Source organism: Arthrobacter sp. MYb229, from assembly GCF_002975405.1.
In the GTDB taxonomy this organism is placed as follows: Bacteria; Actinomycetota; Actinomycetes; order Actinomycetales; family Micrococcaceae; genus Glutamicibacter.
Genome location: NZ_PCPS01000001.1, coordinates 643,365 through 662,225, shown reverse-complemented (window position 1 = coordinate 662,225; position 18,861 = coordinate 643,365). Strand labels below are relative to the sequence as shown.

The 18,861-nt window shown below is 62.2% G+C and carries 14 protein-coding genes; 4 read left to right on the top strand and 10 right to left on the bottom strand.

Translation table 11 applies throughout. The features are described from left to right. The first annotated feature begins 50 nt into the window (after positions 1–50). Positions 51–1,478, top strand: a complete 1,428-nt coding sequence (gene argG / locus CQ019_RS03075; RefSeq protein WP_096286375.1) for an argininosuccinate synthase — start codon at positions 51–53, stop codon at positions 1,476–1,478. Between the two features lie 253 nt (positions 1,479–1,731). Here argG and CQ019_RS03070 read toward each other — a convergent pair whose 3' ends face one another. The 6 genes from CQ019_RS03070 to CQ019_RS03045 all read right to left on the bottom strand — a co-directional run bounded on the left by CQ019_RS03070 (position 1,732) and on the right by CQ019_RS03045 (position 7,537). After that, positions 1,732–2,067 (bottom strand): hypothetical protein, encoded by a 336-nt coding sequence (locus CQ019_RS03070; protein WP_105552374.1) that lies wholly within the window; start codon positions 2,065–2,067, stop codon positions 1,732–1,734. A gap of 105 nt (positions 2,068–2,172) precedes the next feature. Then, positions 2,173–2,742, bottom strand: a complete 570-nt coding sequence (locus tag CQ019_RS03065) for a hypothetical protein (RefSeq protein ID WP_105568890.1) — start codon at positions 2,740–2,742, stop codon at positions 2,173–2,175. Between the two features lie 34 nt (positions 2,743–2,776). Beyond that, the gene (locus CQ019_RS03060) at positions 2,777–3,352 is read right to left on the bottom strand and encodes a DUF402 domain-containing protein (RefSeq protein WP_105569256.1); all 576 of its coding nucleotides are present in this window, start codon (positions 3,350–3,352) and stop codon (positions 2,777–2,779) included. Positions 3,353–3,360: 8 nt separating this feature from the next. Beyond that, positions 3,361–5,328 carry a 1-deoxy-D-xylulose-5-phosphate synthase gene (gene dxs / locus CQ019_RS03055; protein ID WP_105552512.1) on the bottom strand — a complete coding sequence of 656 codons (1,968 nt, stop codon included), beginning with the start codon at positions 5,326–5,328 and terminating at the stop codon, positions 3,361–3,363. Between the two features lie 180 nt (positions 5,329–5,508). Further along, on the bottom strand, positions 5,509–6,363 hold the full coding sequence (locus tag CQ019_RS03050) for a phosphotransferase family protein (protein WP_105552376.1): 855 nt from the start codon (positions 6,361–6,363) through the stop codon (positions 5,509–5,511). A 586-nt stretch (positions 6,364–6,949) separates the two neighbouring features. Beyond that, positions 6,950–7,537 carry a TetR family transcriptional regulator gene (locus tag CQ019_RS03045; RefSeq protein ID WP_105552377.1) on the bottom strand — a complete coding sequence of 196 codons (588 nt, stop codon included), beginning with the start codon at positions 7,535–7,537 and terminating at the stop codon, positions 6,950–6,952. Between the two features lie 101 nt (positions 7,538–7,638). Here CQ019_RS03045 and CQ019_RS03040 point away from each other — a divergent pair, with 101 nt between their 5' ends. The 3 genes from CQ019_RS03040 to CQ019_RS03030 all read left to right on the top strand — a co-directional run bounded on the left by CQ019_RS03040 (position 7,639) and on the right by CQ019_RS03030 (position 10,215). Then, positions 7,639–8,415, top strand: coding sequence for an SDR family oxidoreductase (locus tag CQ019_RS03040; RefSeq protein ID WP_105552378.1), 777 nt, complete (start codon positions 7,639–7,641; stop codon positions 8,413–8,415). Positions 8,416–8,443: 28 nt separating this feature from the next. Beyond that, entirely contained in the window at positions 8,444–8,845 is a 402-nt protein-coding gene (locus CQ019_RS03035; protein ID WP_105552379.1) for a heme-binding protein, read from the top strand. Positions 8,846–9,039: 194 nt separating this feature from the next. Beyond that, the gene (locus CQ019_RS03030) at positions 9,040–10,215 is read left to right on the top strand and encodes a low temperature requirement protein A (protein WP_181148231.1); all 1,176 of its coding nucleotides are present in this window, start codon (positions 9,040–9,042) and stop codon (positions 10,213–10,215) included. Positions 10,216–10,708: 493 nt separating this feature from the next. Here the strand turns inward: CQ019_RS03030 and CQ019_RS03025 are convergent, their stop codons facing one another. The 4 genes from CQ019_RS03025 to CQ019_RS03010 all read right to left on the bottom strand — a co-directional run bounded on the left by CQ019_RS03025 (position 10,709) and on the right by CQ019_RS03010 (position 18,843). Beyond that, on the bottom strand, positions 10,709–12,235 hold the full coding sequence (locus CQ019_RS03025; protein WP_105552381.1) for an Abi family protein: 1,527 nt from the start codon (positions 12,233–12,235) through the stop codon (positions 10,709–10,711). 365 nt (positions 12,236–12,600) lie between these two features. Continuing rightward, positions 12,601–15,309: an aconitate hydratase AcnA gene (gene acnA / locus CQ019_RS03020; RefSeq protein WP_105552382.1), complete on the bottom strand. Its 2,709-nt coding sequence runs from the start codon at positions 15,307–15,309 to the stop codon at positions 12,601–12,603. Positions 15,310–15,499: 190 nt separating this feature from the next. After that, a complete protein-coding gene (locus CQ019_RS03015) occupies positions 15,500–16,822 on the bottom strand; it encodes a class I SAM-dependent RNA methyltransferase (protein WP_105568889.1) in 1,323 nt (440 codons plus the stop codon). 5 nt (positions 16,823–16,827) lie between these two features. Further along, a complete protein-coding gene (locus CQ019_RS03010; protein ID WP_105552384.1) occupies positions 16,828–18,843 on the bottom strand; it encodes an APC family permease in 2,016 nt (671 codons plus the stop codon). Positions 18,844–18,861 lie beyond the last annotated feature (18 nt).

The following is an 18,861-nucleotide window of genomic DNA, read 5'->3' as shown; positions in this document are numbered from 1 at the left end:
TTTCACGCCTCAATTCACTGTGTTGCATATTTATCCATTAGGATGGAAACATGTCTAAAGTCCTCACCTCTCTCCCTGTAGGCGAACGCGTAGGTATCGCGTTCTCCGGCGGCCTTGATACTTCGGTCGCAGTTGCCTGGATGCGCGACAAGGGCGCCATCCCGTACACCTACACCGGCGATCTCGGCCAGTACGACGAGCCAGATATCGATGCAGTTCCGGACCGCGCCCTGGAATACGGCGCCGAAGCCTCGCGCCTGGTCGATTGCAAGCCAGCCCTGGTCGAAGAAGGTCTCGCCGCGCTTTCCTGCGGTGCCTTCCACATTCGCTCGGGCGGAAAAGCCTACTTCAACACCACCCCGCTGGGCCGCGCGGTCACCGGCACCCTGCTGGTGCGCGCCATGCGCGAAGACGGCGTTGACGTGTGGGGCGATGGTTCGACCTACAAGGGCAACGACATCGAGCGCTTCTACCGTTACGGCCTGATGGCCAACCCGAAGCTGCGCATCTACAAGCCATGGCTTGACCCGGCATTCGTCGCTCAGCTCGGCGGACGCTCGGAGATGAGCGAATGGCTGCAGGAGCACGGTTTCCCTTACCGCGACTCGGCCGAAAAGGCCTACTCGACCGATGCCAACATCTGGGGCGCAACCCACGAGGCGAAGACCCTGGAACTGCTGGACACCTCCCTCGAGGCTGTCGAGCCGATCATGGGCGTGAAGTACTGGGACGAATCCGTCGAGGTCAAGGCCGAGGATGTTTCGGTCACCTTCTCCGCCGGCCGCCCGGTTGCCATCAATGGCAAGGAATACACCGATCCGGTGGCCCTGGTCAACGAGGCAAACATCATCGGCGGACGTCACGGACTGGGCATGAGCGACCAGATCGAAAACCGCATCATCGAGGCGAAGTCGCGCGGCATCTACGAGGCTCCGGCCATGGCGCTGCTGCACATCGCCTACGAGCGTCTGGTCAACGCCATCCACAACGAAGACACCGTGGCCAGCTACCACAACGAAGGCCGCCGCCTGGGCCGCCTGATGTACGAAGGCCGCTGGTTGGACCCGCAGGCGCTGATGCTGCGCGAGGCGCTGCAGCGTTGGGTCGGCTCGGCCATCTCCGGTACCGTGACGGTACGTCTGCGCCGCGGCGACGACTACACCATCTTGAACACCGAAGGCGAGAACCTGAGCTACCACCCGGATAAGCTGTCCATGGAGCGCGTAGGCGACGCAGCCTTCGGCCCACTGGATCGCATCGGCCAGCTGACCATGCGCAACCTGGACATCGCCGATTCACGCGGTCGCCTGGAACAGTACGCCGGCATGGGCCTTGTCGGTGGATCCACCGCAAAGCTCGTTGGCTCGTTGGAGAACGGCGGCGCCAACGATATCGTTGACGCTTCGCCTGTGGATGATTCCGGACGGGCGCAGGACCGCGCCATCGAGTCCGCAGCGTTCGACTCCGGCACCGACTAAGCGTCGCGGCAAGCCAAAAGAGCCGGCCGGAACTTTTCCCTTGCGGGATTGTTCCGGCCGGCTCTTGCGCTTTGCGCTGCATGCTAAAACTTGCTGGTCGGCTAGCTGGCTGCGCTCCAGCCGTTGAGCACCAAAAGCGGCTGCAAAGCCAAGCCGAAGCCCAGCACCACGCCGGGGCTCGGCTGGAGGGTGGCCAAGAGCAGGGCCTTGCTCCGGTTACCGCTTAGCGATTAGCTGGCTCGTGGTGAATCGCTCATGCTTCGATCAGGGTCAGCAGCGGGCTGACGGCGATTGTGAAGCCGATCAGCGAAACCAGGCGCAAGACCAGGCGGATCCGCGATCCGGTCTTCGTAGTCGGGGCCGGCAGCCGGAAACCTTGCTCAACGATCCACGCGGCAAGCACCACGAAGACGCCGCCCAGGGCCAGCTGGGCACCGGGCACCTCGCCGAGCAGCGAGGTAATGCCAATTCCAACAATCACACCGAGGCAGGCTTGGAACACCAGGTGAAGTGGTGTTCGAGTGGCCCCGATCTGTGATGTTTTACGCGTGGCTCCCGGGGATTCGTCCCGATCCTCTTGTGGAATCATTTGTCCTTAGTCCTTTGTGCTTCGTGCGGCCGATGGCGGAGAAGCCTGGCTTCAGCATCGCTTTCGGGCGCAGCTACTGCGGGCCAGCGTGCGGCCCCGTCGCTTCTAGCTCAGTGAAAATGGTTTCGCCGGCATCGGGTGAGCCATCTTGACGGCCTCCAGGTTGTCATAGGGCGCGGTGCCCACGCTCATCTTGGTGAAGTCCAGCTTGGCGTCACGGATGCACACCTTAACCGCCGCGACGGCAAGCTTTGGAGCCGGTGAGAGCACCCGGATGTTCAACTTGCGCGGCGCGAAGTCGCTAGACTCCACGGTGCCAAGTCCCCGCCAGGCGAGGTGTCCGGTCAGCGCTTCGGTCGCCTTCTTCTCCATGTAGCGGTCGCGTTCGGTGCCTTCCACCGTCTTCAGCGCGTACTGCACGATCACCCAGCTCTGTTCCTCGGTAGGGATCTCCGCGAAGCCGTCCTCCGCGCAGGTGGCCAGGAATCCGGCGAAGAGCTCGTCGGCGCGTTCGGCCTTCACATCTTGGACTTCGTTGGTCTTTGACATGTGGCCGACGGTACCGTGGTTGATCACGAACTGTCCGAGTTCCTCGTCGTCAAACTGCTGGTACCAGGCTTCGCGGAACTGCAGTTCGTTCTTCTCGTCAAGACGGTAGGTGCGGATGATCGCCATAGTTTTTTCCTCTAGGTAGGTTTGGGTGCCGGGCTCAGTGCGGGAGTTCCGCGACCTTGGCCAGCCAGATCTGTCGGTGTGCGTGGGTGAAGGGCGGCAGGTTCTCGGCGACGTCGTGCAATAGCGTGGCGCTGGTTTCGCGCATCTGGCGCTGCAGTTCCTCGGGATATTTCATGCTGAGCGAATGCTCCGCGAATTCGTCTTCGTCGTCCAGGAACGTGCCTCGGGTGCGCGAACGGATGACGTCGAGGTCCATGTCCACGGAATTCACTTCCCACCCGCCGCGGCGCAGCGGCTGCCAGCCGATGGAAGTAGCCAGATCGATGTAGACATCGAAGTCATCGGCCGCATCTGAATACAGGGTCGCTACCCAGAAGCCCCGGTGCGGAACCAGGCACAGCGCGTCGGTAGCCGCCAGATGCGCGGTTCCGGGCCTGGCGACCAAAGAACCGGCCGGCTGGTGCAGCCAATGGCCGTGTTCATCGGAGCCAAGGTAAAAACCGGGGACCACCCAGTGGGGGCTACCGTCGTATTTCCAGGCACGGCTGACAATCAGCGAGCCGAATTTCATCGGCTCCGGGTTCCGCGTTAACCCGGTTGGCAATGGCATCGGTCCGCTCACAGCTTGGGAATCTGCCCGGTGGGAAGTTCCTGGCCAGGCAGCGGCCGGGCGAAGGGCACCTTCGTGCCGAGCACCTGGGCCAGCGTGTCGCGGGCTACCTGCTTGGCGGTCAACCCCACGCGTTCAAGCACCTGGGCGCGGCTGCCGTGAGCCAGGAACTCGGTGGGCAGACCGACCTCGTTCAAGGCCGTGTCGACCCCTGCAGCGCGCATTTCGGTACGCAGCCGGGAACCGACGCCCCCGGCGCGCACGCCATCTTCGATGCAGACCACGATGCGGTGGCGGGCGGCCAAGGAAACCACCGAAGCCGGTACCGGCAGCACCCAGCGCGGGTCAACGACGGAAACCGAAATGCCTTGGCTGTTCAGCCGGTGTGCGACGTCCAGGGAGAGCTCGCTCATCGCGCCCACCGAGACGATCAGCACATCCGGGGCCGCCCGGTCGCCGAGCCGTGCCAGCACGTCCACCCCATCTGGCAGCCGGTCGATCGCCTCGACTTCCTCGCCCACCGATCCCTTGGAGAACCGCACCACGCTCGGCGCGTCGTCGATGGCCAGCGCTTCGCGGAGTTCTTCGCGCAGCCGCGAGGCATCACGCGGGGCTGCCAGGTGCAGATTTGGAATGATCTGGGTCAGCGCCATATCCCACATGCCGTGATGGCTTGGGCCGTCGGGGCCGGTGACTCCGGCCCGGTCCAGCACGATGGTGACCCCGGCCTTGTGCAGTGCCACATCCATCAGCAGCTGGTCGAAGGCCCGGTTCAGGAAGGTCGCGTAGACGCAAACTACCGGGTGCAGGCCGCCAAAGGCCAGTCCCGCGGCGGCCGTCATGGCATGCTGCTCGGCGATTCCCACGTCAATGACGCGCTCGGGGTACTTGTCGGCCATCTTCTTCAGGCCCACCGGCTGCAGCATGGCCCCGGTGATTGCGACAATATCCTCGCGTTCATCCGCCACTACGGCAATTTCCTCGCCGAAGACGCTGGTCCAGCTCTGCGCTCCCCCGCTGGACACCGGGGTGCCGGTCTCCGGGTCGATCACGCCCACGGCGTGGAACTGATCCGCCACGTCGGCAATGGCCGGCGCATAGCCGTGGCCCTTTTCGGTCATCGCATGCACCAGCACCGGGCCGCCGAACTGCTTGGCCTGGAGCAATGCTTCTTCTACGGCGCCCTGGTTGTGCCCATCGATGGGTCCGATATATTTCAGCCCCAGATCCTCGAACAGGCCCTGCGGAGCCCACCAGTCCTTGATGCCCTTCTTGGTGGCATGCAGGGACTTGTAGGCAAAGTTTCCTACCGCCCCCGAGTCCTTGAGCCTGCCCTTGAGCTTGCTCATGGCATCTTCGTAGTACGGGTGGGTGCGGAACTTATCCAGCTGCTGGCGCAGGCCCGAGAGCTGGTTGGCGAGTCCGCCGATGGTCGGCGCATAAGAGCGTCCATTGTCGTTGACCACGATGATGGCTTTGCGATCCTTGTCGGCGGCAATATTGTTGACCGCTTCCCAGGCCATGCCACCGGTCAGGGCGCCGTCACCGACCAGCGCAATCGCGTAGCGCTCGGTGTTTTTGCGCAGCTTGTTGGCCCGCGAGATGCCATCGACCCAAGAGAGGGAGGAGGAGGCGTGGGATGATTCGACGATGTCGTGTTCGGACTCTCCGCGGTCCGGATAACCGGCAAGTCCACCTTGCTGACGCAGGGTGGTGAAGTTTTGGCGTCCGGTGACGAGCTTATGCACGTAGGACTGGTGACCGGTATCGAAGACGATGGAGTCGGTGGGTGAGTCAAAGACACGGTGAATGCCCAAGGTCAGTTCGACCACCCCGAGGTTCGGTCCGAGGTGGCCGCCGGTACGGGCCACGTTGGCGATGAGGAATGCGCGAATTTCCCCCGCGAGGTCCTCCAATTGTTCCAGGGTAAGTGCCCGCAGATCGCTAGGCTTGTTGATGGTCTCCAACAAAGACACTGTCATCCCCTTTACTTGTTCGCCCACTACGGACCGGTCGATCCATCCGAAACTCTTAGTGTAGCTTTCGCAGGACTATTTCCATTATCCGTCACCTTGCGGTGAGGTGCGAATTTACCCGCAATGACCTTGACTACTGTTAGGCGGCAGCCCGCAAGCCTGGGGCCGCCGCCGGTATTTTCAGAATAGTTCCAACGCGTCGCGCAGCATACGGTGTCCTTGGATTTCAAAGGCCGTGTCGCCGACCTGGTAGGCCCAGGCCGCGGTGCCGATCGCCTCGCGCAGCTGCACGATGGGCCAGCTGCGCAATTCCCGCGGGTCCTGGCCATACCCTCGAAAGAACGCGGTAGCTAGTTCAGGATGCTCGCGCCACTGCTGGGCCGAGAGCCTGGCCAGGTCGCTTTCGGCGGGCCGGAAGGCGAAACGGCCGAAGTCGATCACCCGCAGTTTCCCTTGATCTATCAACCAGTTACGCGGTTGCCAATCACCGTGCGTGGGCACCACGAGGACCGGTTCAGGACGATAATCTGCGAAGATCTTGCGCGCGGCGGCCACGAAACTCGGTTCAATCCGGTGCTCTGCGTCCAGCCATTTCAGGCCATTGGCTATGAAATTCTTTTCATATCCTTCGTCCACCTTGGCGTGCTGCCCGTGCAGGAGCTGCAATGCCCGCCCCGCCTGCTCGTGTACCTCCGGGTCATCGGCGCTGGAAGTCCGTTCGCATAAGACACCGGGCAAATAATCCAGGAGCAGCAGACGCAGCGCCCGGTCTTCATGACGCAATGCAGCGGTCAGCCCGTGTGCCAGCAACGGGGCGGTGTAGCCTGCGTGGGCCTTGAACTCTCGGCCGAGATGAAGATTCGCCGATCCGGCCGTCTTGAGGATGTAGTCCCGTCCGAGTGAACGCAGGCGCAGCACTCGGGTGTCGGTCAGACCCCACGAGAGATCTTCAACCAGCAGCGGAGAACTCAGCCACTGCTGCACCAATGCCGCCTGCGGGTCGGCGAGCAGGCCACGATGCCAGTTAGCGCTCATGGCTTCAGCTTAGTTCCTTGCCGCAGGGCATTAAATGCCCGAAGGCCCCATAGCAATTGCTTTGGGGCCTTCGGCGTTGTTCCAGAAACCGGAACCAACTTCAGGTGGAAACCTTAGTTAGCAGCGGCAATCTGGCGCAGGACGTACTGAGACATGCTTCGCTGAAGTGTGCGGTAGTTGAACGCTCCTGTCGACGAGGCAAATTTCCTGATCAGAGGCACATTAGGAGGCGTGTGTGACTACTTTGCAGCTGCCCATCTATCCCCGTTGAGATGCTTCGGTTGCGGTACTTGGGAGCCTCACCCCTTCCCCGAATGCTCGCCTTGTCGCCGGTCGTGTGGAATCCTGAGGACGGCCGCTGCACCTGTCGTGGCATCTCGAAAAGTCGTCGCGTATGAGGCGTATTGGACTCCGACTTCTGACACCGAGGCCACCGCCCGATCGGGCTCCGCGTCACGTGGATTGTCAGGGAGATGATCACGAGACGCCGAACCAGAAACGAGGACGTGGGGAGCGTGAGGTCCTCACGGCATCGATCGAACGAGCCCACGCCTTGTGCTACCTCTCTACAAGTGGGGGGCAGATCTCAGCTCGGCGAAGGCGACCCCTTGACACTGCCCTCCGCGACACTGACGAGCGCCTCGACTGATGCGATGAGCAGGATGCGGTGTCGCCGAAGACGCTCAGTTGACCAGGGTCCTTCTGCAGCATGTGCGCGCAGTGCAGACGACGCGAACTGCCAGGCGGTGATCTGGCCAAGCAACAAAGCGAGCACGTCGACAGCTGCATCATCGAACGACTCCGACAGAGCTGCTACCTTGGGCGCATATGCCTGAACCTCGCCCTGCGAGGCATCGGCACGCTCAAGACCAGCCCAGGTTGTCAACCGCAAGACCTCGGGCCGTGCAGTCAAGTAGTCAAACAGTGCGCCAGCGTAGGACGGCAGATCCTCAGCAGTGAACGGCACCTCTTCGGCCATCTCGGTCAATGCCGTTGCCACGACCAGGTCGAAAAGCTGATCCTTCGGCCCGAAGTGCACATAGATCGATCGCTTGTTGACCCGTCCCGTCTTGGCAATTCGGTCCACCCGCGCGCCGGCCAGGCCGAACTGGGCGAACTCTCCGCGTGCCGCGACGAGGATCCGTCGCTTGGTGTCTGTTGCATCTGGTGGCATGCCCTCAGTCTATAGGTAACCATCTAGTTATTGACCGTGCCGGCAAGATGTGGCAGGCTTCCGTATGTAAGTATCCAGATAGTTACTCAGAGGAGTTTCACATGTCCCAGAAGATACTCATCACAGGTGCCAGCAGCGGATTCGGCCAAGGAACCGCACTGGAGCTTGCCCGTCAAGGCCACAAGGTGATCGCCGCCGCCGAGACCTGGCCACAGGTCCGTGGCCTCCGGGCGGACGCCGAAGCGGCTGGCGTCGAGCTCAAAGTCATCAAGCTCAATCTTCTCGACGCGATCGACGTTGCCCACGCCGGTTCCTTCGACGTCGACGTCCTCGTCCTGAACGCCGGCGTCATGGAGGGCGGAGCAATGGTCGACATCCCGCTGCAGCGCGTGCGGGAATCGTTCGACATCAACCTGTTCGGACATCTCGAGTTAGTCCAGGCCATCACGCCGAAGATGATCGCCCGAAAGAGCGGACGAATCGTGTGGACGTCGTCGATGGGCGGGATCCTCGTCGTTCCCTTCCTCGGTGCCTACTGCGCGACTAAGCACGCGATCGAGGCCGTCGCCGGCTCCATGAAGGCCGAGCTGGAGCAGTTCGGCATCAAGGTCGCCACCGTTAACCCCGGAGTCTTCGGAACTGGATTCAACGACACCGGCGCTGAGAGCTACGTGCAATGGCACGACGCCGAGACCGCGCACGTCCCCATGCCTGACTTTGGACCCTCACTGGCCGACCAGGCCGATCCGCAGGAAATGGTCGACGCGATGGTGGAGACCATCGTCTCTAACGATCCTGACTACCGGACCATGCGGCCACTGGAGACCATCGATGCCGCCAAGCAGTGGCAGGAAACCGAATGGACCCAGAAGGCCTGAGGCAGAGCAGAAGAAAGGAACCAATCTGATGTCACACTCGACAATCACTCTTGAAGCTGCCGGCCGGATTATCGACGCCGGCCAGGAGAAGGCCCGCGATCTCGGCCTGAATGCCGTCTTCGCCGTCCTTGATGCTGGAGCAAATCTCGTCGCTTTCGAGCGCATGGATGGAGCCTGGCTGGCTTCCAACGATCTCGCGCTGGCGAAATCACGAACCTCAGTCATGTTCGAGGCACCAAGCGAAGCGCTGAACGCGCCCCTGCAGATCGGCGAGCCCGTCCCGCACTTCGACCACACCAACGGTGGGCTCCTGTTGATGGGCGGCGGCGTTCCGATCCTGGACGAGAACGGTCGGCTCATCGGCGCGCTCGGCGTCTCGGGTGGAACGCCCGAACAGGACGCCGAGATCGCCCGCACCGCAGTCGGCTAAGGATTTAGCCAGGGTGTGCTTCCAGAGCCACGCAAGGAGGCACGCCCTGGCTGCCGCGAGGACGACTATTTTTGGAACAGTCGTGGCTCGTTCACACCTCACTGGTGCTCCCACTCATTGACCGACGACTCAAATGAGCACCCCGGCGACCAACACTGGTCGCCGGGGTTCTCAACGGATTAGGATTCTGCACCATGCCCACCTCCTCTCGATTCGGCCTTGTGCCCATGCGACCGCGCGACCCGCACGAATCCGGGCGGACAGCCTCCACGCTGGAGTTGTTCTTTGACCTGGTCTTCGTTGTCGCTGTGAGCATTGCGGCCGCCCAGTTGCATCACGAGCTCGTCGAGGGCCACATCCTCGACGGCATCGTCACTTACTTGATCGTGTTCTTCGGGATCTGGTGGGCGTGGATGAACTTCACCTGGTTCGCCACCAGCTTCGATACCGATGACTGGCTCTACCGAGTACTGACCATCGTCCAGATGGGCGGCGTACTGGTCCTCGCCTCTGGCATCGGCCCGGTATTCGAGGAGCACGACTTCTCTGTTTTGATTCTCGCGTACGTCGTCATGAGGCTGGCACTTGTCGCCCAATGGCTGCGCGCATCTCGAGGAGCAGGATCGGCACGCCGCGCAACCCTCATCTACGCGGGCGGCATCGCCCTGGTTCAGGTCCTCTGGCTCACTGCCTTGCTATTGCCGGCAGGCCTATTCCCAGTCGCTTTGGTCCTGCTGTTCGTCGCGGAGATCTCTGTACCGATCGTCGCTGACCACACCGGCTCGACCCCATGGCATCCGCATCACATCACCGAGCGGTACGGACTGTTCACCCTCATCCTTCTCGGCGAGAGCCTGCTGGCTTCCGCGAACGCGATCATCGAAGCCGTGCACGACGCCGATGCAATCGGGCCACTGATTTCGATCGCCGTTCTCACACTCATCGCCACCGCGGCACTGTGGTGGATCTACTTCTGGCCGCCACACCACCGAGCTATCAACGGGATTTGGAGCTCACTGGTCTACGGCTACGGTCACTACTTCATCTTCGCTGCTGCTGGAGCGTTCTCCGCTGGGATCGAGGTTGAGATCGACGTCCTCACCGGTCACAGCCAGCTGCATCAACCCTGGGCATCGTTCGCTTACACGGTCCCGCTGGCGGTATTCGTCGTCGGCATATGGGCGCTGGCGATCAGGCCCCATGCAGACCAAATCGTCAATACGGTCATACCCGGAGCAGCTCTTCTGATTCTCGTCGACCCCCTGATCCCTGTTCCCTTCGCGCTCACAGCCGCGATTCTCGTGGGAACAATCGTCGTGCTCGTTTGGCGGCATCCGATCGATCGCCGTGTCACGCAAACGGATGTCTGAATCAGCGCCTGGCGATGTGGGATGGGGTGTTCGCATAAGGGCACCATTCATATAGTTGAAGGCGGCCCCTTCGAACAGGTCCGCAAAATTCCTGGACTGGATCACCCTGGGTTTGTTATCGGCTCGCAAGTGTTGCGCCGGCGGATGCAGTCTCCGCACGACAGGCGCATCGTCATCGCCGAGGATATGGCTGAGGCCTTTACCCCACGCGGCGTCCTACGCTGAGACCGGCGCGACCGCACCACGCTCGTCCCATCACGATCAGCCCGTTACCGAAAGGCCCGAGCTGATCTCTCCTGTGCAGGAGACCCTGCGTGATCTGCGCACGGCGCGCCCAAGAAGCCACGCGCTTCATTCATCAATCCCCAACGGCAAGTGCGTGGTCTCGAGCTGTGGGAACCCTGCGAGGTGTACCTAGCGGCGGGCCACCGTTCACCACCGCAGTATGGGAATTAGCAGGCCAGCGCTCCATGAGACGCCGTCTGCCCGGGCGCTAGCTCCGCCTCGGCACGACGAAGCTGCTCGTGGCGTCCGCGTCTTCGACTGCCGCTTCGAAGTCCTGCTCGGAGATTGAGTACAGTAGGTCGACCGGCGATCGATCCGAGCCGTCCGAATCTTTCGGCAGTCCAGGATGCGGTGTCTGCCACCAACCCAGCAGCGCCGCGGCGACTGGCGCTGGCTCCGCGTCTTCGCAAGCCGCGGCAAACGCCTTGTTGATCTCCGCGAGGGCGTCGATGATCTTGCCGTCGCGAAACTGGAAAACGGGATAGAGCTTGGTCTTCCCCAGTTCGACCTCGATCACGACCTGGTGCTTCCGATAGGCCCGCAGCAGGCTGCGCTGGGCCGCCTTCAACGCCCGCGACGCCTGCTCCGGGGTCCGATCATGCTCGGCCTCAGTGACCTCTGCGTGAGTCAGCGCGGCTCGCGTCTCTGCAGCTGTCCAGCACTTGGCGCGGTCGAGCAAGCTGGCCGCCAGCATCGGCGAGGGATCGAGCGAGAAGCCCCGACCCCAGGCCGAGCTGCTCCGCCAGCCGTCGGGGAAGCCGAGCTGGGCCACGGAGAATCCGATCTCCTGCGACCTGGCCTCGATGAGGTCGGCGACGTCGACGACGTCGGACCGCTCCGGCGCGATGCTCAGCATCAGGTGGCGCAGGATGAGCAGCACGCCATAGAGCTTGTTACTCATGCCATCGCCGACGAGCGGGGCCAGGAGGTGGCTCGCGTCCGTGCGCGCCCGCCCCGGCGCGTCGATGACCACGTCGAATGTGCGGTTCCACAGGCGGCCGTAGTGCGCGCAGATGTTCCGGACATTGCGGAGGTTGTTAAGCCAGTTACTCAAGGCACCGCGGTCACCCTTGCCGTCAGCGGTGCTGATCTGGAACCGCGCGGCGAGGATCTCCTGGTCGCCCTGGGGCATTAGGTCGTAGAGACCGCTCAGGACACCGAACGACATCGCCTCCGTCGCCACCCAGATCGGCAGGTGCGGACCGTAGGTCTCGCGGAAGTGGACGACGAAGTCGCCCCGTGCACGCTTCTCATGGCGGTCATACTCCTCAAGCCATTCGCGGTAGGCAGTGGTCGGCTCAGGTGACGCGCTCGAATCAGCCGGCCGGAGCGCGCCGAGCTTCTCAGGACGCCGCTGAGCGAACCGGTCGCCCCTTCCGAGTCGGTGGCCGACATGGAACCGGAACGACGTCTCAACCATGCTGATGATGTCGCCCAGACGGGTCCGTAGCTCGTGGTCGAACTCGTATAGGGCGACCACGTGGGCCAGGCTCGTCTCGGGCACGAACGATTCCAGACGGATCTCTCGACCGTCCTTGTCGAAACGATCCGCGGGAGGCTCGGGCCGAGCTCGGTGGAGGTGCCAATATCCCGACAGCCGGTAGTAGCCGTAGCGCTCGAGGACTCCCGAAGCGAATTGATCCGGGCCGCAGTCCAAGCCGCGGGTGCGCAGTCGCCGGATTTGCTCGGGGATCGTCAGGAATGGCTTGGCGCAGGTGCTGTCCGGCGTGCTCATGTGCTTATCGTCCCCGCGTCCCCGGCGCGGGGCAGAAAGAGAACAGGCCCGCGTCTCATCTAGAGAAGCGGACCTGTCGTGTTGGTACAAGCATACGGCCTCGGTGCACGCGGGGCAAACGGATGAAGGAGGAGCACTTCACGATTCGTCGGGCTCTGAACTTGCGCTGAAGGCTGGTCATGCAACTGCAAGCCAGAGACATCTCCGCCCCCTGGGCAGACGACCCGTTCTGGCGTCTGCACCTCGACTGAACCATGGACACATGCGCCCCGACGGGCCTAAGCCTATCGGGGCGCATGTGTGAGACGCTGGAGCTAAATTCGGCCGGAGGTGTCAGCTCCTAGACAGCCTCATATTCGAGGAAATCACTTACTACCGGCAAGTTGGCGAAGCACGTACTGCAGGATGCCACCGTTGCGGTAGTAATCTGCTTCGCCTGGGGTGTCGATGCGCAGGTCGGCGTCGAACTCGGTGACCTTGCCGTCTTCGGCGGTAGCGGTCACCTTCAGGGTCTTCGGGGTGGTGCCGTTGTTCAGCTCGGTCACGCCGGCAATCGAGAAGCTCTCGGTACCGGTCAGACCCAGCGAATCAGCGGACTCGCCCTGTGGGAACTGCAGTGGCAGAACGCCCATGCCGATCAGGTTCGAGCGGTGGATACGCTCGAAGGACTCGGTGATGACGGCCTTGACACCCAGCAGTGCGGTGCCCTTGGCAGCCCAGTCACGCGAGGAGCCCGAACCGTATTCCTTGCCGCCAAGCACGACCAGCGGGGTGCCGGCGCTCTTGTAGTTCTCGGCAGCGTCGTAGACGTAAGCCTGCGGAGCGCCGTCCTGGGTGAAGTCGCGGGTGAAGCCACCCTCGACGCCGTCCAGCAGCTGGTTCTTGATGCGGATGTTCGCGAAGGTACCGCGGATCATGACCTCGTGGTTGCCACGGCGTGAGCCGTAGGAGTTGAAGTCCTTGCGATCCACACCGTTCTCGATCAGGTACTGTCCGGCCGGGGTTTCCGACTTGAACGAACCTGCAGGCGAGATGTGGTCGGTGGTGACCGAGTCGCCCAGCTTCAACAGCACGCGAGCGCCGTCGATGTCGGAAACCGGCTGTGGTTCGGCGGTCATGCCGTCGAAGTACGGAGCCTTGCGCGCGTAGGTCGACTTCTCGTCCCACTTGAAGGTTGAACCCTCTGGGGTGTCGAGCGCCTTCCAGCGGTCGTCGCCCTCGAAGACGCCTTCGTAGCCCTTGGCGAACATGCCTTCGTCGATCGAGGAATCGATGATTTCCTGAACCTCGACTGGCGATGGCCAGATGTCCTTCAGGAAGACGTCGTTGCCCTCGTTGTCCTTGCCCAGGGAATCGGTTTCGAAGTCGAAGTCCATGGTGCCGGCCAGTGCGTAGGCGATGACCAATGGCGGGGAAGCCAAGTAGTTCATCTTCACATCTGGGTTGATGCGGCCTTCGAAGTTTCGGTTGCCCGAGAGCACCGCGGTGGCTGCGAGGTCGTTGGCGTTGATGGCCTCGGAGATCTCGGCATCCAGCGGGCCGGAGTTACCGATGCAGGTTGCGCAGCCGTAGCCTACGACGAAGAAGCCGAGCTTCTCCAGGTACGGCATGAGGCCGGACTTCTCGTAGTACTCGGTGACGACCTTCGAGCCTGGGGCGACCGAGGTCTTGACCCATGGCTTGGAGGCAAGGCCCTTTTCGGCGGCGTTGCGTGCAAGCACCGCTGCGGCCAGCATGACCGAAGGGTTCGAGGTGTTGGTGCACGAGGTGATCGAAGCGATCGAAACCAGACCGTGGTCGATGGTGAACTTCTCGCCATCTTCCTTGGTCACCTCAACTGCGGTCGATGGACGGCCAACACCCTGGGTGTCTTCCGAGTTCGAAACGTAGTTGTGGATGTCCTTGCGGAACTGTTCCTTCGAGCCCGATAGCTCGATGCGGTCCTGTGGACGCTTCGGGCCGGCGATCGATGGCACCACGGTGGACAGATCCAGCTCGAGGTATTCGCTGAAGCGAATCTCGCGGTTTGGATCGTGCCACATGCCCTGTTCCTTGGCGTATGCCTCGACCAGGTCCACGTTCTCCTGGCTACGGCCGGTCAGGCGCAGGTAGTCCAAGGTGACATCGTCGATTGGGAACATTGCGGCGGTCGAGCCGAACTCTGGGGACATGTTGCCGATGGTTGCACGGTTAGCCAGCGGCACTGCTGCCACGCCTTCGCCGTAGAACTCAACGAACTTGCCAACCACGCCGTGCTTACGCAGCATTTCGGTGATGGTCAGCACCACGTCGGTTGCGGTTGCGCCGGCCGGGATCGAGCCAGCGAGCTTGAAGCCGACAACGCGTGGGATCAGCATGGACACTGGCTGGCCGAGCATTGCTGCCTCGGCCTCGATGCCGCCAACGCCCCAGCCAAGTACGCCCATGCCGTTGACCATGGTGGTGTGCGAGTCGGTGCCGACGCAGGTGTCCGGGTAGGCACGAAGCACGCCGTTGACCTCGCGGGTCATCACGGTGCGAGCCAGGAACTCGATGTTGACCTGGTGCACGATACCGGTGCCCGGTGGGACGACCTTGAAGTCGTCAAATGCGGTCTGGCCCCAACGCAGGAACTGGTAACGCTCGCCATTGCGCTGGTATTCGATTTCCATGTTGCGCTCGACCGCTCCGGCGAAACCGAAGGTGTCGATCTGCACGGAGTGGTCGATGACCATTTCGGCAGGTGCCAGCGGGTTCACACGGGTAGGATCGCCGCCGAGTTCCTGCACGGCTTCACGCATCGTGGCAAGGTCAACGATGCAAGGCACACCCGTGAAGTCCTGCATCAGGACGCGCGCCGGGGTGAACTGGATTTCGGTATTCGGCTGAGCCGATGCATCCCACTGGCCCAGGGCCTTGACGTGATCTGCGGTGATGTTCGCGCCATCTTCGGTGCGAAGCAGGTTCTCCAGAAGAACCTTCAAGCTGTAGGGAAGGCTGTCCGAGCCTTCGACCTTGTTCAGTCGGTAAATTTCGTATTCGGTTCCCTTGACGTCAAGTACGCCCTTGGCACCGAAACTGTCCACTTTACTCATTGGGACTCCTCTCGCCAGACACTCATTCTTCATGCATGTGCAAACATTATTCCAGTTAGGCGTTCCTAACTGAGATTGTCATGCTTGTATCGCTGCAGTGCTAAAAACAGTCTATCCGTTACTGAAAGAAAATGCCGGATCAGCAGAAACAATCCCGCAAATTCGTGTTCCAACGGACGCAAACCCTCGTTTAGCGGCGCACGAACAAGCCAATTGACTCCATATGGTGGGTATGCGGGTATAAATCGTGAATCTCCATGTGATCTAATTCGTAGCCGCGTGACATCAAACGAGCCGTATCACGGGCAAAAGCAGCCGGGTCGCAGGAGACGTAACAAATGCGTGGAACGCCGCTTTCCGCCAATTCCGCGGCGGACTGCTTGTCCAATCCGGTGCGCGGCGGGTCGAGGACGACCGCACCCAGGTCTGCTTCGCGGGCCAGCTGGCGCATCAGCCGTTCCACGCGTCCGCGGGTCACCGTCACCTGGCGCACCTCGGCCAGGTTCTTCTTCGCATCCGCATGGGTTCCCGGCGCACCTTCGATGCTGAACACTCGTCCGTGCTGCCCCACAGCTTCTGCCAGGGGCAGCGAGAACAAGCCTGCACCGGCGTAGAGGTCGGCAATGACCTCGCCCGGTTCCGGCTGAGTCAGGTCCAGCACCCGTTCGGTCAACAACGTGGCTGCCTGACGGTGCACCTGCCAGAATCCCTCGCCGGTGATCCGGAAAGTCTTGCCGAGCACCTTTTCGGTCAACCAGCTGTTGCCCACGATGGTCTGCAGCTCCCCCTTGCCATCGGCGGCAGAACCACCGATCTGGCTGAACGCCGCAACGTTCACCCCTTCGGGCAGCTGCTGCGCCACCCGCTTGGCCGCGCCCGGACGCAGTTCCGAGAGCAAGACCAGAACGGTTGAGTCATCCTCGCTGGAGACCGCAGCCTCCACCCGGTCGATCCCGGTGAAATCCACGGAATACAGGCCGATGGCCTCGATACCCGGATGCGCCAAGGGCATGTTGTCGATTGCGGTGAGTTCGTTGCTGCGGAATCCGCTCATCGCCAGCCGGCCGTCCTCGGTGACCGAGTAGGACATCCGGGTACGCCAGCCCAGGCCGGTGGAGTCGCCCGCCACGGCCTGTACCGCCGGGAAATTATAGTCTTCGGCCTTCAAGCCGCCTAAGCGCGTCAGCTGCTCGGCAGCCACCTGGGCTTTTAGCTCGCGCTGGTAGTCCAGGGACATATGGCCGAATTCCGCTCCCCCAACCGGATCGCGGTGCTTCAACGCGTCGGCCTGTTCCCAGACGTGCGCTACGCGGTGCTCGCTCGCTTCGAGGACCTCAACGACATCGGCGCGCCAGAACTTGGCGCTCTCGCCCGCATCGGTCAGGCGCACATTGACCAGTTCGCCGGGGATGCCGTGGCGGACGAAAATTACCCGTCCTTCATGGCGAGCTACGGTGTGTCCACCGTGGGCTATCGAACCTAACCGCAGCTGCAGGGTTTCGGTGGCGTTCATCAAAGTTATCCTTCGTGAGGTGTTGTATGGCGGTGTGCCGAGGATTCCTCGGTCGGGCCACCGATCAGTGCTTCGGATGAGCTCAGCAGGCGCCAAGGCACCGAGGCGATGAGCACTCCAGGTTCGTAGTGCAGGCGGTTCTTCACTCGCTGCGCGGTCTGGTTATGCACCAGCTGTTCCCACCAGTGCCCGACCACATATTCGGGAATGTAAACAACGATGAGGTCGCGGGGAGATTCACGCTTAATCGAGCGAATATGTTCGATGAGCGGTCCGGCAATTTCGCGATAGGGCGAAGCAAGCGCGGTAATCGGCACGGGAATGCGCAATCGATCCCAGGCGGCCAACGTCTGCTCGGTCTTCTCCGCTTCGATGTCCACGATGATCGCTTCTAATTTGGAGGGGCGTGAGGCTCGCGCGAAAGCGAGCGCACGCAGCACCGGTTTACGCACCGTGGACACCAGCACCAGGGCATGGACACGGGCTGGCAACGCGGTCGCCGAATGCTCGTCGGAGATCGCCAGTTCGTCGTCAACCTGCTGATAGTGACGCTGCAAGGACTCCATGATCAAGGTCAACGCCACAATGCCAAGCACCGCAAGCCAGGCGCCGTGAACGAATCGGGTGGCGAGCACAATCACCAGCACCAGCAGCGAAAGAATCAACCCAATCAGGTTCAGCAGGCGCTTGCGTTGCTTGGCGGCGCGCACCTTGCGATCGGTGACGGTGATCAACACGCGGGACCAGTGCTTGAGCATCCCGAGCTGGCTGAGCGTGAAGGAAACGAACACGCCAACCACGTAGAGCTGCACCAGAATCGTCACATCACCGCTGAACAGCAAGATCAGCACGATCGCCGCGGCGCCGAGGGAAAGGATGCCGTTGGAGAAGCCCAAGCGGTCGCCACGGGTGCGTAGCTGACGCGGCAGGTAGCCATCCCCAGCCAAATGGCTGGCGAGGTTGGGGAATGAATTAAATGCCTGGTTGCCTGCGAGCAGCAAGACTGCGATGGTCAGCAGGGACACCACCACGGTGCCGAGGAAGAAGTCTCCGAAGACGGCTTGGGCCAACTGCCCCAAGACCGGGACTTGCACATAATCTTGCGCGATTGGCTGGCCGGCGAGCATCAACGAGGCCTGCGGATCGGCCACGACCTTGATTCCCGTGGCTCGGGCGAGCATCAGCGTTCCGAGCGTGAGCACCCCGGAGAGCAGACCCAGCACCAGCAGAATGCGCCCGGCGTTTCGGGCCCGGGGCTTGCGCAGGTGATGCACATTTGAAATGGGCACTTCGATACCGGTCAGCGCCGCCGAGCCGGTGGAGAAGGCGCGCAGGATCAGCAAGGCGCCAAAGACGCCGTGCATGCCGGTCTCAAATTCCTGTTCCGGAATAATGTTGAACTCGGCGCTCGGCGCCAGCCCCAGATTTCCGGTCAGCGCCAGGACCCCGCCGATGGCGATCATTGCCAGCATTCCGGCGGCGAACAGGTACACCGGAATGGCCAGGGACCAACGCCCCTGTCCGCGGCCGCGGAGGTTCGCGACGACCAAGAATGCCACAATCGCCGAGGCCACCCAGGCCCGATGCTCTTCCAAGGCGGGGAAAACGCCCGAGAGGTACTGCGCGGCCGAAGAGCTGGACACCGCAACGGTGAGCACGAAGTCGACCAGGAGAGCCGAGGCCACGGTGGTTCCGGAGCGCGGCCCGAGATTTTTCCGGACGATCTCATAGTCGCCGCCGCCCGAGGGGTAGGCCTCCACCGATTGACGGTAGGACAGCACGAGCACTAGCAGCACGACAAGTACCGCCACACCTACCGCCGGCGAGAGCATTGTCGCGGCAATGCCCGCCATGGCTAGGGTCAGCAGAATTTCGTCCGGCGCATAGGCCAAAGACGATAGCGCGCTGGAAGAGAAGATCGGCAGAGCGATCTTAGGTGGGAGCGGCTTGCGTTTGAGCTGTTCGGTGCTAAACGGCCGGCCCACGAGGATCCTTTTAAGACCATCAAATAAAGCAGGCACGAGATAACGTTATCGCAG